Below are 16,347 nucleotides of genomic sequence, written 5' to 3'. Positions count from 1 at the left end.
AGACGCGCCGGCTACTCCCCCGGGTTCCCCCGCGACCGCCACCACGCCAACAACTCGTCGGTCGCCTCTTCGTTGGTCAACGGCCCGCGGTCCAGCCGAAGCTCCTTCAGAAACCGCCACGCCTCGCCGACCTGCGGGCCGGCCGGGATGCCGAGCAGCTCCATGATCTGGTTGCCGTCCAGATCGGGCCGCACCCGCGCCAGATCCTCCTGGGCGGCCAGTTCGTCGATCCGCGCCTCCAGGCGGTCGTAGCTGGCCTGCAGCCGCGCGGCCCGCCGCTTGTTGCGGGTGGTGCAATCGGCGCGGACCAGCTTGTGCAGCTTGGGCAGCAGCGGCCCGGCGTCGGTGACGTAACGGCGCACGGCCGAGTCGGTCCACTTGCCCTCGCCGTAGCCGTGGAACCGCAGGTGCAGATACACCAGCTGCGAGACGTCATCGACCATCTGCTTCGAATACTTCAAGGCGCGCAATCGCTTTCGCACCATCTTCGCCCCGACCACCTCATGGTGATGAAAGCTCACCCCGCCGTTGGCTTCGTGCCGCCTCGTGGCCGGCTTGCCGATGTCGTGCAGCAACGCCGCCCAGCGCAGCACCAAATCGGGCCCGTCGTCTTCCAGGGCGATCGCCTGACGCAGCACGGTCAGCGAATGCTGGTAGACGTCCTTGTGCTGGTGGTGTTCGTCGATCGCCATCTGCATGCCGCCGACCTCGGGCAACACCACCTCGCCCATCCCGGTCTGCACCAGCAGGTCGATGCCGGCGACCGCATCCGCGCCGAGCAGCAGCTTGTCCAGCTCGGTGGCCACCCGCTCGGCGCTGATCCGCGCCAGCTGCGGAGCCATCTCCTCGATGGCCTCCAGCACTCGCGGGGCGACGGTGAAGCCCAGCTGCGACACGAACCGCGCGGCCCGCAGCATCCGCAGCGGGTCGTCACCGAACGACACCCCAGGGGCTGCCGGGGTGTCGAGCAACCCCTCGCGCAGTGCGGCCAGACCGCCCAGCGGGTCCAGGAAGTCGCCGGGCCCCTTCGGCGTGATCCGCACGGCCATCGCGTTGACGGTGAAGTCGCGTCGCACCAGGTCGTCCTCGAGGCGGTCGCCGAACCGCACCTCCGGATGGCGGGACACCTGGTCGTAGGCGTCAGCGCGAAAAGTCGTGATCTCCAGACGGTGCCCGTCCTTGCCAACGCCGACGGTGCCGAACTCGATCCCCGTGTCCCACACGGCATCCGCCCAGTGCCGGACTATCTCGTGGACCTGCTCGGGGCGGGCGTCGGTGGTGAAGTCGAGGTCAGGACTGAGCCTGCCCAGCACGGCGTCGCGCACCGAACCGCCGACGAGATACAACTGGTGACCCGCCGCATCGAAAGCCGACCCCAGCTCGCGCAGCATGGGGGCGCGCTGATTCAGGGCGACCGCGGCTGCGGCCAGCAGCTCCACTTCGGCTTCAGGGGCGTCGGGCACGTTCGATCAGCCTAGTGGGTAGCTTCCGGGGGCGACGCAGGCCGGGAGGTGCGGCCGCGGGTATACCTCTATATGGCGGCAGCACTGGCGAGCGGCGAGCGTCTCCTGAAGACGGGCCCGTGCCAGCTACTATCGCTTGGGTGTCGGACGGCGAACAAGCGAAACCGCGTCGGCGCCGGGGTCGGCGCCGCGGGCGCGGCGCCGCCGGTTCGACCGACAACCTCGTGAGCGGCCAGCCGACCGCCGAATCCGCCGCCGCCAAGCCCCGCCGCCCGCGCAGGTCCCGACGCGAGCCCGAGCGCCTGCGAACCGTGCACGAAACCTCCGCGGGCGGGCTGGTGATCGACGGCCTCGACGGGCCGCGCAACGAGCAGGTGGCCGCCCTCATCGGACGCATCGATCGGCGCGGGCGGATGCTGTGGTCGCTGCCCAAGGGCCATATCGAGATGGGCGAGACCGCCGAACAGACCGCCATCAGAGAGGTCGCCGAGGAGACCGGGATCCGCGGCAGCGTGCTGGCCGCGCTGGGGCGGATCGACTATTGGTTCGTGACCGACGGGCGGCGGGTGCACAAGACGGTGCACCACTACCTCATGCGCTTCTCCGGCGGCGAGCTGTGCGACGAGGACCTCGAGGTCGCCGAGGTCGCCTGGGTTCCGATCCACGAGCTGCCGTCGCGGCTGGCCTATGCCGACGAACGCCGGCTGGCCCAGGTGGCGCACGAGCTCATCGACAAGCTGCAGAATGACGGCCCCGCCGCGCTGCCGCCGCTGCCCGCGTCCGCGCCCCGCAGACGCCCGCAAACGCACTCGCGCACCCGTCATTCCGACCCGGCCGCGGGCCGGAAGAACGGCTACGGGCCGGGGTCGTGACTGCGCCGCAACTCTGCTGGGCCGGCTTCGTGCGCCTCGCCGCGGTGCTCGGCATCGTCGGCATCCTCACCATGCTTATCGCGCCCTTCGGTGCCGTCACGCCGCACGCTTCCGCGGGCGAGCCCGGCGCCACCCCGTTCGTCCGCGTCCGCATCGACCAGGTCACCCCCGACGTCGTCACCACCACGAGCCAGCCCCTCGTCACCGTCAGCGGCATGGTCACCAACATCGGCGATCGGCCCGTCCGCGACGTGATGGTTCGCCTCGAGCACGCGGGCGCCGTCACCGGCTCGGCCGGCCTGCGCACCTCCCTCGACGGCAGCACCGACCAGTACCAGGCTGCCGCCGACTTCCTGACCGTGTCCCCCGAGCTCCAGCGCGGCCAGGAGGCGGGCTTCACCCTGACCGCGCCGCTGCGCTCCCTGGCCAAGCCCTCGCTGAGCGTCGACAAACCAGGGATCTATCCGGTGCTGGTCAACGTGAACGGCACACCCGACTACGGGGCGCCCGCCCGGCTCGACAACGCGCGGTTCCTCCTGCCCGTCGTCGGCGTCCCGCCCGACAAGGCCGACGACCTGGAATCCGCCGTCGCGCCGGACACCTCCAAACCCGTGTGGGTCACGATGCTGTGGCCGCTCGCCGACCGGCCGCGGCTCGCCCCGGGGGTGCCCGGCGGCACGATCCCCGTCCGGCTCGTCGACGACGACCTGGCCACGTCGTTGGCCACCGGCGGCCGGCTGGACACCTTGCTGTCGGCGGCGGAGGTCGCCACCGGGCACGACGTGGACCCCGACGGCGCCGTCGGCCGCGCGATGTGTGTGGCCGTCGACCCTGACCTGCTGGTGACGGTGAACGCGATGACCGCCGGGTACGTCGTGTCCAACTCCCCGGAGGGGCCCGCCCAGCAACCCGGGACCCCGACTCACCCGGGAACCGGCCAGGCCGCGGCCACCGAATGGCTGAACCGGCTGCGGGCACTCGCCCACCGAATCTGCGTAGCGCCCCTGCCCTACGCGCAGGCGGACCTGGACGCTTTGCAGCGCGTCAACGACCCGGGTCTGAGCGCGACCGCCACCAGCAACGCCGGCACGATCGTCGACCACATCCTCGGGGTCGCCTCCACCCGCGGCGCCACGCTGCTGCCCGACGGGCCGTTGACCAACCGCACGATCAACCTGTTGAGCGCTGCGGACAGCACGGTCGCCGTCGCCGCGGCCGAACTGTCCGCCCAGGACTCGAACAGCGATGCCTCCGAAGTCGTGGACACCGCGCCCCAGCGGCTATCCCCACAGGTCGTGGTCGCGCCGTTCGATCCGGCCGTCGGCGCCGCGCTGGCCGGCGTAGGGAACAACCCGGTCGTCCCCACCTACCTGGACTCGTCGCTGACCGTCCGGCTCACCCACGATTCGGCGACCGCACGGCGCCAGGACGCCCTCGGCTCGATGTTCTGGCATCCGCTGCAGCGCGACGATGCGCCCCGGACCGAGCTGCTGGTCCCGCCCGCGACCTGGACGCTGCGGGCCGAAGACGCTCAAGTCATCCTGACCGCGCTGGCCACCACCATCCATTCCGGGTTGGGGGTGCCCCGCCCCCTGCCCGCCGTGATCGCGGAGGCCGCTTCCCGCACCGGGCCGCAGGAACCGGCCGGCGCCCCTCCCTCGTCACGCGGCAACTTCAGCGACGAGGTCACCGCCGGCATCGCCGGACAGGTCGGCCGCCTGTGGGGCCTGACGTCGGCGCTCAACACCGACGAACGCACCGGCTTGACCGGAGCGCAGTACACCGCCCCGCTGCGCGAGGACATGCTGCGCGCGTTGAGCCAGTCGGAACCCCCCGACACCCGCAACGGGCTGGCGCAGCAGCGCCTGGCTGTGGTCGGCGCCACGATCAACGACCTGTTCGGCGCGGTCACGATCGTCAACCCGGGCGGCTCCTACACCCTGGCCACCGAGCACAGCCCGCTGCCGTTGGCGCTGCACAACGGGCTCGCCGTCCCGATCCGCGTCCGCCTGCAGGTCGACGCCCCACCGGGCATGACGGTCACCGATCTCGGCGTCATCGAGCTGCCCCCGGGCTACCTGCCGCTGCGGGTGCCGATCGAAGTGAACTTCACTCAGCGCGTCGCGATCGACGTCACGCTGCGGACGCCGGACGGCATGCGGCTGGGTGACCCCGTGCGCCTGTCGGTGCACTCGAACGCCTACGGCAAGGTGCTGTTCGCCATCACGCTGTCGGCCGCGGCCGTCCTGGTGCTGCTGGCCGGGCGGCGACTGTGGCACCGCTTCCGCGGCCAACCCGACCGCGCCGATCTCGACCGCCCGGACCCGCACGACGTCCGGCCCGTCCGGCGACCCGGCGAGGCGCACGACGAGCTCGACCACCGGGTGAATCACGAGCATCGAGTATGAACCCCGCGTATCCGCAGGCGCAGCCGCCGCAACGGCGCCTGCCCCAGCCGCGGCGTGACCGTAAGTCACCGCCGACCGGTCCGCTGCCCCCCGTCCCGGCGGGGATCGACCGCCGCCGGCCCGAGCTGTCCGACGCGGCCCTGGTGTCGCGGTCGTGGGCGATGGCGCTGGCGACGCTGGTCAGCCGGCTCACCGGCTTCGCGCGGATCGTGGTGCTGGCCGCGATCCTCGGGGCGGCGCTGTCCAGCGCTTTCTCGGTGGCCAACCAGCTGCCCAATCTGGTCGCGGCGCTCGTCCTGGAGGCGACGTTCACCGCGATCTTCGTGCCGGTGCTAGCGCGCGCGGAGCAGAGCGACCCCGACGGCGGTGCGGCGTTCGTGCGGCGCCTCGTCACGCTGACGACGACGCTGCTGGTGGTTGCGACGGCGATCTCGGTGCTGGCTGCGCCGCTGCTGGTGCGGCTGATGCTGGGCCGCCACCCCCAGGTCAACGAGGCGCTCACGACCGCCTTCGCCTACCTGCTCCTGCCGCAGGTGCTGGCCTACGGGCTGACGTCGGTGTTCATGGCGATCCTCAACACCCGCAACGTGTTCGGGCCAACGGCGTGGGCGCCCGTCGTCAACAACGTCGTTGCGCTGATCACGCTGGGCGTCTACCTGGCCGTGCCCGGCGAGCTGTCGGTCGATCCCGTCCGGATGGGCAACACCAAGCTCCTGGTTCTCGGCATCGGCACTACGCTGGGAGTGTTCGCCCAGACCGCGATGCTGCTGGTCGCCCTCCAACGCCAGCACGTCAGCCTGCGGCCCCTGTGGGGAATCGACGCCCGACTCAAACGCTTCGGCGCGATGGCCGCCGCGATGGTCCTCTACGTGCTGATCAGCCAGCTCGGGCTGGTGGTCGGGAATCAGATCGCCAGCACCGCGGCGGCGTCCGGGCCCGCCATCTACAACTACACCTGGCTGGTCCTCATGCTGCCGTTCGGCATGATCGGGGTCACGGTGCTAACTGTCGTCATGCCGCGGCTGAGCCGCAACGCCGCCGCCGACGACACCAAGGCGGTTCTCGCCGACCTCTCGCTGGCGACCCGCCTGACCCTGATCACGCTCATCCCGATCGTGGCGTTCATGACCGTCGGTGGACCGGCGATCGGCAGCGCACTGTTCGCCTACGGGCAATTCGGCGGGGTCGACGCCGGCTACCTGGGCGCCGCGATCGCGCTGTCGGCGTTCACGCTCATCCCCTACGGGCTGGTACTGCTGCAGCTGCGGGTCTTCTATGCGCGCGAGCAGCCCTGGACCCCGATCGTCATCATCTTGGTCATCACCGCGGTCAAGATCGCCGGTTCCGTGCTTTCGCCGCACCTGACCGGCGACCACAAGCTGGTGGCCGGACTCCTCGGGTCGGCCAACGGGGTCGGCTTCCTGGCCGGCGCCGTCGTCGGCTACTGCCTGCTGCGACGCGCCCTGCTGCCCGCCGGTGGACACCTGCTCGGCGTCGGCGAGGTGCGCACGATCCTGGTAACGATCGCCGCCTCCATGGCGGCCGGCTTGGTCGCCCACATCGCAGACCGCCTGCTGATGCTCGGCCGGCTGACCGCGCACGGGGGCGGCGCCGGGTCTTTGCTGCGGCTGGTCATCCTGGCGGCGATCATGCTGCCGATTACGGTCGCGGTGATGTTGCGCGCGCAGGTCCCGGAGGCACGGGCGGCGCTGGACGCCGCCCGGCGTCGCATCCGCGGGCGCGCCGCGGCACCCCAGCCGGGCCGGTCCTGGGGTGTGCCGGATCGATCGTCCGACCCCCGCCGGGTCACGTACCCTGAGCAGAGGAATTCGTCCCCGCCGGGGGTCAATGCGGTTTGGCAGCCGACCCGGCATGGATCTCCGGGAAGGCCTCCGGAGCGCGCCCCCATAACGAAAGGACCGGAGGTGACCGACCACCCAGTGGAGGGCGCTGGATCCGGCGTCGGATCCGGTTCAGTTTCCGGCGTCCAACGGCAGCGGCCGGTTGCCGACGATTTCCAACCCGACACCCGGGCCGAGCGCGAGGACGCGCAGCCCACTTCGCGCCCGCCCGATCCGCTGAACGGCGGTCTTTCGGCCGACGCGCCGCGCGGCCCCCTGCCGTTCGACGCCCCCCGTGAGCGCGGCCCCGAACCGGCGGCCCCCGCGGACGACGTGCACCTGGTCCCCGGCGCCCGGATCGCCAGCGGCCGATACCGCCTGCTGGTCTTCCACGGCGGCGCTCCGCCCCTGCAGTTCTGGCAGGCGCTTGACACCGCCCTGGACCGGCAGGTGGCCCTCACCTTTGTCGACCCCGACGGCGCGCTGCCCAAGGAGGTGCTCCAGGACATCCTCGCCCGCACGCTGCGGCTGAGCCGGATCGACAAACCCGGCATCGCGCGCGTGCTCGACGTCGTCCATACCGCCCACGGCGGCCTGGTGGTGTCCGAGTGGATCCGCGGTGGATCGCTGCAGGAGGTGGCCGACACCTCGCCGTCGCCCGTGGGCGCCGTCAGGGCGATGCAGTCGCTGGCCGCCGCCGCCGAAGCGGCCCACCGCGCGGGCGTGGCCCTGTCGATCGACCACCCCAACCGGGTTCGCGTCAGCATCGAGGGCGACGTGGTGCTCGCCTACCCGGCGACCATGCCCGACGCCAACCCGCAGGACGACATCCGCGGGATCGGCGCCGCGCTCTACGCCCTGCTGGTCAACCGGTGGCCCCTGCCCGAGTCCGGGGTGCGCAGCGGGTTGGCGCCGGCCGAGCGGGACGCCACCGGCAACCCCGTCGAACCCATGGCCGTCGACCGCGACGTCCCGTTCCAGATCTCCGCCGTCGCCGTACGCGCGGTCCAGGAAGACGGCGGAATACGCAGCGCGTCAACGCTTTTGAACCTGCTGCAGCAGGCGACCGCGGTGGCCGACCGCACCGAGGTGCTCGGCCCGATCGACGATTCTGCGCCGCCGCCATCGCCGCGGACGACGCCCGCGCGCGACAGTGCGGCCTATGCCCGGCGCCGCCGCAACCTGCTGATCGGCCTTGGCGCCGGGCTGGTCGTGATCGTGGTCGCGCTGCTGGTGCTCGCCTCGGTGGTGAGCAAGATCTTCGGCAACCTCGGCGGCGGCCTCAATAAGGACGAGCTCGGATTGAACGGCCCGTCGTCCTCGACGACGTCCTCGGCCGTCGGTTCGGCCCGCGCCGGCAGCACCGTCAAACCGACGAAGGCCACCGTCTTCTCCCCCGACGGTGAGGCCGACAATCCGGGCCAGGCGGGGCAGGCGATCGACGGCAACCCGACCACCTCCTGGGAAAGCGACACCTACACCGATCCGGTCCCGTTCCCCAGCTTCAAAACCGGCGAGGGCCTGATGCTGCAACTGCCCACCCCCACCGTGGTCGGGGCGGTGAACATTGACATCTCCAGCACCGGCACCAAGGTCGAGATCCGCTCGTCCTCCACCCCGACGCCGTCGCGACTGGAGGACACCACCGTGCTGGCGCCGGCCACGACGCTCAAGCCGGGCCACAACACCATCGCGGTCAAGTCCGCGGCCCCGACCTCCAACCTGCTGGTGTGGATCGCCACCCTGGGCACCACCGACGGCAAGAGCAAGGCCGCCATTTCGGAAATCACCGTTCAGGCCGCGTCCTGACAACGCTCACAGGCGGGGGCGGCGGTGAAGTGCCGCGCGACACCCGGTTGGTTACTGTCCGGCCGTGGGTCTCGGGCGACACGTCTTCCAGCGGGAACGCAGCGACGCCGAACTGCTGGCGGCCCATGTCGCCGGCGACCGGTACGCGTTCGGCGAGCTGTTTCACCGCCACCAGCGCCAGCTGCACCGGCTGGCCAGGCTGACCACCCGCTCCCCCGAGGACGCCGAAGACGCCCTGCAGGACGCGATGCTGTCGGCGCACCGCGGCGCGGGCTCCTTCCGGCACGACGCCGCGGTCGGCAGCTGGCTGCACCGCATCGTGGTCAACGCTTGCCTCGACCGGCTCCGCCGCGCGCGGACCCACCCGACGGCACCGCTCGAAGACGTCCACACGGTCGCCGACCGGACGGCCCAGGTGGACACCGCGATCCTCGTGCACCGCGCGCTCATGCGCCTGCCCGTCGAGCAACGCGCCGCGGTGGTCGCCGTCGACATGCAGGGCTACTCGGTGGCGGACACCGCCGCGCTGCTGGGCGTCGCCGAGGGCACCGTGAAGAGCCGGTGCGCCCGCGCCCGGGTCAGGCTCGCCGAATTGCTCGGCTATCTCGACGCCGGCCATCCCACCGATCTGAGCTGACACCGCCCTCGCCAACCCCCGGCGCATATCGGACACTGGGGCGGATGGGTGCAAACGACGCCGCCGATGACGACCCGAACCCCGGCAACGCCGGAGCGGAGCCGGGGTTGACGGTCGAGTTGCTCGCCGACCTGCAGGCCGGACTGCTCGACGACGAGTCCGCCGCACGGGTCCGCCGGCGGGTCCGGGCCGACCCGCAAGCCAAGAGCGTGCTGCGTGCCCTGGACCAGGTGCGCCGCGACGTCGCCGATGCCGGCGCGGACCCGGCGGCCGCACCCGACGTCTCGCCGGAGGTTGCGACCAAGATCACGGCCGCCCTGGCGGCCCACCCGGGAACCGGCGTCGCCACCGTCACCCATTCCGCCCGCCCGCACATACGGCCCGCCCGACTCGCCGCGGTCGCGGCCGGTCTCTGCGCGGTCCTGGCCGCCGTCGGGTTCGGGACGGCGGCCCTGCTCGACGAGCCGGCGCCCGCGCCGAGTACCCCCACGACGGCCGAGCACATCACGGTATCGACTCCGCCGATGGTGATCCCGCTGTCGCAGGCCGAGATCGCGGCGCTGATCGGGCGGGCCCCGGACTACGGCCCGCTCGCCGACCCGGCCCACCGTGCGTCCTGCCTCAGCGGGCTGGGCTACCCGGCGTCCACCCGCGTCCTGGGCGCCCGGCCGATCGAGATCAACGCCCGTCCCGGCGAGCTGCTGATCCTGCCGGGCGACACGCCCGACACCCTGTCGGTATTCGCGGTCGCGTCGAACTGCAGCGCGGCCGACACCGGCCTGCTGGCCAACACTCAGGTACCCCGGTCCTAGGGTGGCGCGGCGCGCGCGGGAACACCCGCGCCTACGCTGACGTTTACACGAATCCGAAGATCATTCTTCCGAAAGGCTCGTATGACTGGCGACACTGTTCACGACGTGATCATCATCGGTTCGGGTCCCGCCGGATACACCGCGGCTCTGTACACCGCCCGCGCCCAGCTGGCGCCTCTCGTCTTCGAGGGGACCGCTTTCGGCGGCGCGCTGATGACCACCACCGAGGTGGAGAATTTTCCTGGCTTCCGCGACGGCATCACGGGTCCGGAGCTGATGGACCAGATGCGCGAGCAGGCGCTGCGTTTCGGCGCCGACTTGCGGATGGAGGACATCGAGTCCGTCTCGCTCGAGGGTGCGGTCAAGTCCGTGGTGACCGCCGACGGGGAGACCCACCGCGCCCGGGCGGTCATCCTGGCGATGGGTGCCGCAGCCCGCTATCTCGGCGTCGCCGGTGAACAGGAGTTGCTGGGACGCGGCGTGAGCTCCTGTGCCACCTGCGACGGGTTCTTCTTCCGCGAGCAGGACATCGCCGTGGTGGGGGGTGGCGACTCGGCCATGGAAGAAGCCTTGTTCCTGACCCGGTTTGCCCGCAGCGTGACGCTGGTGCACCGCCGCGATGAGTTCCGGGCGTCGAAGATCATGCTCGACCGTGCCCGCGCCAACGACAAGATCACGTTCCTCACCAACCAGGCCGTCACGTCGGTCGAGGGGCAGGAAACCGTGACCGGACTGCGGTTGCGCCACACCGTCACTGGTGAGGAGACCACCATCCCCGTGACCGGCGTATTCGTCGCCATCGGCCACGAGCCCCGTTCGGGGCTGGTGCGTGACGTCCTCGACGTCGACCCGGAGGGCTACGTCCTGGTACAGGGCCGCACCACTAGCACTTCGCTGGACGGTGTTTTCGCCGCCGGCGACCTGGTCGACCACACCTATCGCCAGGCGATCACCGCGGCGGGCAGCGGCTGCGCCGCGGCCATCGACGCGGAGCGCTGGCTGGCGGAACACGAGTCGGCCAGCGCGGCCGCGCAGGGCGACGCAACCGAATTTCCCGGCAGTACCGACACATTGATTGGAGCACCACAATGACGGACGGCGAAAAGTCCGGCGCGACAATAGAAGTCTCCGACGCATCGTTCTCTACCGAGGTGCTATCGAGCAATACGCCTGTGCTGGTTGACTTCTGGGCGACGTGGTGTGGACCGTGCAAGATGGTGGCGCCGGTCCTCGAGGAAATCGCCAGCGAGCGGGCCGGCCAGCTCACGGTCGCCAAGCTCGACGTGGATGCAAACCCCGAGACGGCGCGCGACTTTCAGGTGGTGTCGATCCCCACGATGATCCTCTTCAAGGACGGCCAGCCCGTGAAGCGGATCGTCGGCGCCAAGGGCAAGGCGGCGCTGCTGCGCGAACTCTCCGACGCGGTTCCGAACCTCACCTGAACCACGTTCGCGTCGACGCACCACGCCCCGCGGTTGGCCTGGGGTTTTCCCGAAATTGAGAAGCGTCTGCGACAATAACGGTTAGCTGGCGCCAGGATGTCAGCTGGTCAGTTTGTCCCGGAGGGCCCTTGGTATGTCGAGTCCGCGCCGTGAACGCGGCGACGCGCTGCGCTGTGGTGACCGCAGCGCTGCCGTGACCGAGATCCGGGCAACGCTGGCCACGCTGGGGATGCTCGAGAGCCCCGACGAGGGCCTGGCGACTGGCCAGCATGTAGCCGCCGAACTGTTCGACACCGAACTCGACCAGGCGGTGCGGGCCTTCCAGCAGCACCGCGGTCTGCTGGTCGACGGGCTCGTCGGTGAGGCCACCTACCGCGCCTTGAAGGAAGCCTCCTACCGGCTCGGCGCGCGCACGCTTTATCACCAATTCGGAGCACCGCTCTACGGTGACGATGTCGCCACGCTGCAGGCCCGGCTACAGGATCTCGGTTTCTACACCGGCCTGGTCGACGGCTACTTCGGCCTGCAGACCCACAACGCCCTGATGTCGTATCAGCGCGAGTACGGGCTTGCCGCCGACGGCATCTGCGGCCCGGAAACGTTGCGCTCCTTGTATTTTCTGAGTTCGCGGGTGTCAGGCGGCTCCCCCCACGCGATCCGCGAAGAGGAGCTGGTTCGCCGCTCCGGCCCCAAGCTGTCGGGCAAGCGCATCATCATCGATCCGGGTCGCGGCGGCACGGACCATGGTCTGATCGCGCAGGGTCCGCACGGCCCGATCAGCGAAGCGGATGTGTTGTGGGACTTGGCCAGCCGCCTCGAAGGTCGGATGACCGCCATCGGGATGGAGACCTTCCTGTCCCGGCCGGCCAACCGCAGCCCCTCGGACGCCGAGCGCGCAGCGACCGCCAACAACGTCGGCGCCGACCTCATGATCAGCCTCCGCTGCGAGAATCAGGCGAGTCCCGCGGCGAACGGCGTTGCCTCGTTTCATTTCGGCAACTCGCACGGGTCGGTGTCCACTATCGGACGCAACCTGGCCGACTTCATTCAACGGGAAGTCGTGGCCCGCACGGGATTGAGTGACTGCCGGACCCATGGCCGCACGTGGGATCTGCTGCGGCTGACTCGAATGCCAACGGTCCAAGTGGATGTCGGCTACATCACCAATCCACGCGACCGCGCCATGCTGATCTCGACGCAAGCGCGTGATGCGATCGCCGAAGGCATCCTCGCCGCGGTCAAGCGCCTGTACCTGCTGGGCAAGAACGACCGGCCCACAGGCACTTTCACCTTCGCGGAGTTACTGGCTCACGAACTGTCCGTGGAACGATCCGGCCGGCTCGGCGGTTCTTAACCGTCCTGAGTGGTCTTCACCGTTGCGGTCGCGGACCCCGCGCCGACCGGCTGCTGCAGCTGAGCGTTTTCCAACAGGCGTTCGAGGGCGGCCTCGACCTCCGCCTTCCAGCCGAGGCCCTTGTCCAGTTCCAGCCGAAGCCGCGGGAAATAGGCGTGCGGAGCCACCACGACGAAGCCCGCGTCCTGCAAGAACTCGGCGTCGATCACACAGTGATCCACCGAGCAGTCGTTGAGCGCCTCCAGGACGGGCCGCACGTCCGGATCCGCGGCGCGGAGGTCGAGTAATTCCGAGGCCGCCGGGGTACGGCCGAAGGCCTCGAGCGCCCGGACACCGCGGCGGACCAACTCGTCGATGACTCGGGCGATGAGCCCGTGCGGCAGATCGTCGGCGGCTTGCCCGGGCTCGACGCCCATCGACGTCAGCAACACCGCATCCGCCGACACCGGCGCCGTGGGGAACCGTTGCGCGCGCGGCACCGCACGCGGCGGCGCGTAGAGGATGTAGCCGAGGCAGGGCGGCTCGGCCTGCGTGCGCTCGTCGGGAACCGCGGTCGCGACCTGACCACACGAACCCCACTCCAGCATGACCATGGACAGCCAGGCTTCCTTTTCGAATTCCGGGTCGGCAAGGTGGTCCTGGTTTCCGAGCGTCGCCGGATCAACCTCCCAGAAGACGCACCGGCGTGCGTGCTTGGGAAGCTGCTCGAAATCCTCGAGCCGCAGCGGCATGATTCGAGCGGACACTAGCCTCCTGGCCTCCGAGCGGTACTGCAGCCGATTGCAACCAGCAACCCCTCCAGGATAGGAGAGTTGATCCGACTGAGGCCAGCTTTTGCGGGGTGACTTGGGCCAATCCCCCGTCTGCGGCGGCCGCCAAGCCGATGATTGGCGGCCAGATTGAAAACGATTGCCTCGCACCACTTTCCGCCCCCGAGCCATCAGGCCCGGCGATCGCCGACATCCCGGGAGCCCCGGGCGTCACAGTGACGTAATTACACCATGTGGTGGTTCAGGCGTCGGGCGCGGCCATCATGTCCACGATTCGCTGGAGGTCGTCGACGGAGCCGAACTCGACCACGATCCTGCCCTTGCGCTTGCCGAGGCTGACCGTCACCCGGGTGTCGTAGGCGTTGGACAACCGCTCCGCGACGTCCTGCAGGCCCGGCATCTGAATCGGCTTGCGCCGCTGCGGAGCCGGGCTGGGTGAGCCGCCGCGGTTGGCCAAAGTGACGGCCTCCTCCGTGGCCCGCACCGACAATCCCTCCGCCACGATGCGGCTCGCCAGTTCCTCCTGCGCCTCCGGACCCGCTTCCAGCGACAGCAGCGCACGGGCGTGGCCGGCGGACAAGACACCGGCGGCCACGCGACGCTGCACCGGGATCGGCAGCTTGAGCAAGCGGATCATGTTCGTGATCAGCGGCCGAGACCGGCCGATGCGCGACGCCAGTTCGTCGTGGGTGACATCGAACTCGTCCAGCAGTTGCTGGTATGCGGCCGCCTCTTCCAACGGGTTCAGCTGTACGCGGTGGATGTTCTCGAGCAGGGCGTCGCGCAGCAAGTTGTCATCGCCGGTTTCGCGGACGATGGCGGGAATCGTAGTCAGTCCGGCCTCCTGGGCCGCCCGCCAGCGCCGCTCCCCCATCACGATTTGATAGCGGGCGCCGCCCGGGGCGGCCGTCACGGCGCGCACCACGATCGGCTGCAACAGGCCGAACTCCCGAATCGAGTGGACCAGCTCGGACAGCGCTTCTTCGTCGAAGACCTGCCTTGGCTGTCGCGGGTTCCGTTCGATGTCAGCCGGCGCGATCTCCCGGTACACCGCGCCGACGTCCGCCGCCTGCTGGACCGCTCCCCCGATGAGCACGTCGGCCGCCGCGTCCCCCATCCGCGGGCCCAGCGTCGCCGGCCCGGAGTCGCTATCCGCCGGGCCGGTTGGGATCAGCGAAGCGAGACCGCGGCCAAGGCCGCCCTTCTTGCGTAACGGCTGCGTCATGATCGTCCCTTCAGGAATGGTGGTGATCGCGCTCGGCGAGCTCGCGGCTCGCGTCCAGGTAGCTCATCGCCCCCCGCGAGCCAGGGTCATAGTCGATGATCGTCATGCTGTAGCCCGGCGCCTCTGAGACCTTGACGCTGCGCGGAATCACGGTTCGCAGCACCTTGGTCCCGAAGTAGCGGCGCACTTCTTCGGCAACTTGATCGGCGAGCTTCGTGCGACCGTCGTACATGGTGAGCACGACGGTGCTAACTTCCAGCTGCGGATTGAGGTGGGCCTTCACCATTTCGATATTGCGCATCAGCTGCGACACGCCCTCGAGCGCGTAGTACTCGCACTGAATCGGGATCAGTACTTCCGGGGCCGCGACGAGGGCGTTGATCGTCAACAACCCAAGCGATGGCGGGCAGTCGATGAAGACGTAGTCGAAGTCGAGATCGTCGAGCTCGGAGAGCGCCGTGCGGAGCCGGTTCTCCCGGGCCACCATGCTGACCAACTCGATCTCGGCGCCGGCGAGATCGATGGTCGCCGGGACGCAGAACAGCCGTTGGCTGTGCGGGCTGGGTCTGATCGCGTCCCTGAGGGATACCTCACCGATGAGGACTTCATACGACGACGGGGTGCCCGACTGCCGGTCCGCGATGCCGAGCGCCGTGCTTGCATTGCCCTGAGGATCGAGGTCGATGACGAGGGTCTTGAGTCCTTGCACGGCAAGCGCCGCGGCAAGGTTGACCGCGGTGGTGGTTTTACCGACTCCACCTTTCTGGTTCGCGATCGTGAACGTCCGTCGGTGTCCCGGCCTGCGCAGGGGCTCGTAGGTGGTGTGCAGCACCCGCATCGCCCGTTCGGCGGCGGCCCCGATCGGGGTGTCGAACTCCTGCGATGTTTCACGTGAAACATCGGCTGGGCCGGGTTCTGGCGTGACAGTCGGCGTCGGGGTCTGCCCGATGGGTCGGTCTTTTGGCGCGCTCATAGCTTTCTGCCCTTCGCTGTCCGTGCCGATGCCCGGCGTGCCGATGCCCGGCGCTCCGGCCGTCCGCGCCGGGCCACAACTACGGTTGCGGGGGGCTGCAAATATTCCGCGCCACATCTGACCACCCTGGCATCAACCGCGCCCGCCGCCGCCATCACACGCCGATGCTGTTCCAGTTCCTCGGGGGCGCGGTCGCCTTTCAGTGCGATCATTCGCCCGCCCGGCAGTATCAACGGCATGCTCCACTTCGTCAGCTTGTCCAACGCCGCCACCGCTCGAGACACCGCCGCATCCCTCTCACCCAGCTGCTCGCGGACCCAAGGCTCCTCCGCCCGTCCACGCACCACCTCGACGGCTAACCCTAGTTCGGCGACGACCTCCTTGAGAAATTCGCTTCGCCGCAGGAGTGGTTCGAGCAGGGCGACCTTCAGGTCGGGACGCGCGATCGCCAGCGGAATGCCGGGGAGCCCTGCTCCGCTGCCGATGTCGACGATGCGCTCCCCCGATTCGAGGATCGCCTCGATCGCGGCGCTATTGAGTACGTGGCGCTCCCACAGGCGGGGGACTTCGCGCGGACCCAGCAGCCCACGCTCGACACCGGCGCCGGCAAGGAGCTCGGCGTAGCGTTCGGCGATGTCCAGCCGCGGACCGAACAGAATAGTGGCCGCGCCGGGTGCGGGGCCCACGAACGCGGCCGCCTCTCCACGCTCGTCCGGCTCGCTATGTTTCACGTGAAACATT

The 16,347-nt window shown here is 69.9% G+C and carries 12 protein-coding genes and 1 pseudogene; 8 read left to right on the top strand and 5 right to left on the bottom strand.

Translation table 11 applies throughout. The features are described from left to right. Positions 1-11: 11 nt before the first annotated feature. Positions 12-1,463: a CCA tRNA nucleotidyltransferase gene (locus SKC42_RS22045; RefSeq protein ID WP_330966383.1), complete on the bottom strand. Its 1,452-nt coding sequence runs from the start codon at positions 1,461-1,463 to the stop codon at positions 12-14. A gap of 140 nt (positions 1,464-1,603) precedes the next feature. On the opposite strand from SKC42_RS22045, the gene SKC42_RS22040 reads away from it, so the two are divergent. The 8 genes from SKC42_RS22040 (at position 1,604) to SKC42_RS22005 (ending at position 12,638) form a co-directional block, all read left to right on the top strand. Continuing rightward, entirely contained in the window at positions 1,604-2,335 is a 732-nt protein-coding gene (locus SKC42_RS22040) for an NUDIX hydrolase (protein ID WP_330966382.1), read from the top strand. After that, on the top strand, positions 2,332-4,743 hold the full coding sequence (locus SKC42_RS22035) for a hypothetical protein (protein WP_330966381.1): 2,412 nt from the start codon (positions 2,332-2,334) through the stop codon (positions 4,741-4,743). Before SKC42_RS22040 ends, SKC42_RS22035 begins: the two co-directional genes overlap by 4 nt. Before the next feature lie 161 nt (positions 4,744-4,904). Continuing rightward, complete coding sequence (locus SKC42_RS22030) at positions 4,905-8,393, top strand: lipid II flippase MurJ (protein ID WP_442932225.1); 3,489 nt, start codon at positions 4,905-4,907, stop codon at positions 8,391-8,393. Between the two features lie 64 nt (positions 8,394-8,457). Then, complete coding sequence (sigM, locus tag SKC42_RS22025; protein ID WP_330966379.1) at positions 8,458-9,030, top strand: RNA polymerase sigma factor SigM; 573 nt, start codon at positions 8,458-8,460, stop codon at positions 9,028-9,030. A gap of 44 nt (positions 9,031-9,074) precedes the next feature. Beyond that, positions 9,075-9,842: a hypothetical protein gene (locus SKC42_RS22020; protein ID WP_330966378.1), complete on the top strand. Its 768-nt coding sequence runs from the start codon at positions 9,075-9,077 to the stop codon at positions 9,840-9,842. Positions 9,843-9,923: 81 nt separating this feature from the next. Further along, positions 9,924-10,934: a thioredoxin-disulfide reductase gene (gene trxB, locus SKC42_RS22015; protein ID WP_330966377.1), complete on the top strand. Its 1,011-nt coding sequence runs from the start codon at positions 9,924-9,926 to the stop codon at positions 10,932-10,934. Further along, positions 10,931-11,284, top strand: coding sequence for a thioredoxin (gene trxA / locus SKC42_RS22010; protein ID WP_085254161.1), 354 nt, complete (start codon positions 10,931-10,933; stop codon positions 11,282-11,284). Before trxB ends, trxA begins: the two co-directional genes overlap by 4 nt. 133 nt (positions 11,285-11,417) lie before the next feature. Next, complete coding sequence (locus tag SKC42_RS22005; RefSeq protein ID WP_330966376.1) at positions 11,418-12,638, top strand: N-acetylmuramoyl-L-alanine amidase; 1,221 nt, start codon at positions 11,418-11,420, stop codon at positions 12,636-12,638. Here SKC42_RS22005 and SKC42_RS22000 read toward each other — a convergent pair. The 4 genes and pseudogenes from SKC42_RS22000 to rsmG all read right to left on the bottom strand — a co-directional run bounded on the left by SKC42_RS22000 (position 12,635) and on the right by rsmG (position 16,346). Beyond that, a complete protein-coding gene (locus tag SKC42_RS22000) occupies positions 12,635-13,384 on the bottom strand; it encodes an acetyltransferase (protein ID WP_330966375.1) in 750 nt (249 codons plus the stop codon). The two genes, SKC42_RS22005 and SKC42_RS22000, sit on opposite strands and share 4 nt — an antisense overlap. A gap of 265 nt (positions 13,385-13,649) precedes the next feature. After that, positions 13,650-14,633 (bottom strand): ParB/RepB/Spo0J family partition protein, encoded by a 984-nt coding sequence (locus tag SKC42_RS21995; RefSeq protein ID WP_330966374.1) that lies wholly within the window; start codon positions 14,631-14,633, stop codon positions 13,650-13,652. After that, positions 14,630-15,606 (bottom strand): annotated as a pseudogene (locus SKC42_RS21990) (ParA family protein). The gene SKC42_RS21995 and the pseudogene SKC42_RS21990 overlap by 4 nt, the downstream one beginning before the upstream one ends. Next, positions 15,603-16,346 (bottom strand): 16S rRNA (guanine(527)-N(7))-methyltransferase RsmG, encoded by a 744-nt coding sequence (rsmG, locus tag SKC42_RS21985; protein WP_330966372.1) that lies wholly within the window; start codon positions 16,344-16,346, stop codon positions 15,603-15,605. Before rsmG ends, SKC42_RS21990 begins: the two are co-directional and overlap by 4 nt. Position 16,347 lies beyond the last annotated feature (1 nt).

Source organism: Mycobacterium sp. 050134, from assembly GCF_036409085.1.
Taxonomy (GTDB): Bacteria; Actinomycetota; Actinomycetes; order Mycobacteriales; family Mycobacteriaceae; genus Mycobacterium.
Note: the sequence above shows the minus strand (reverse complement) of the source record. Positions and strands in the feature narration are given on the sequence as shown.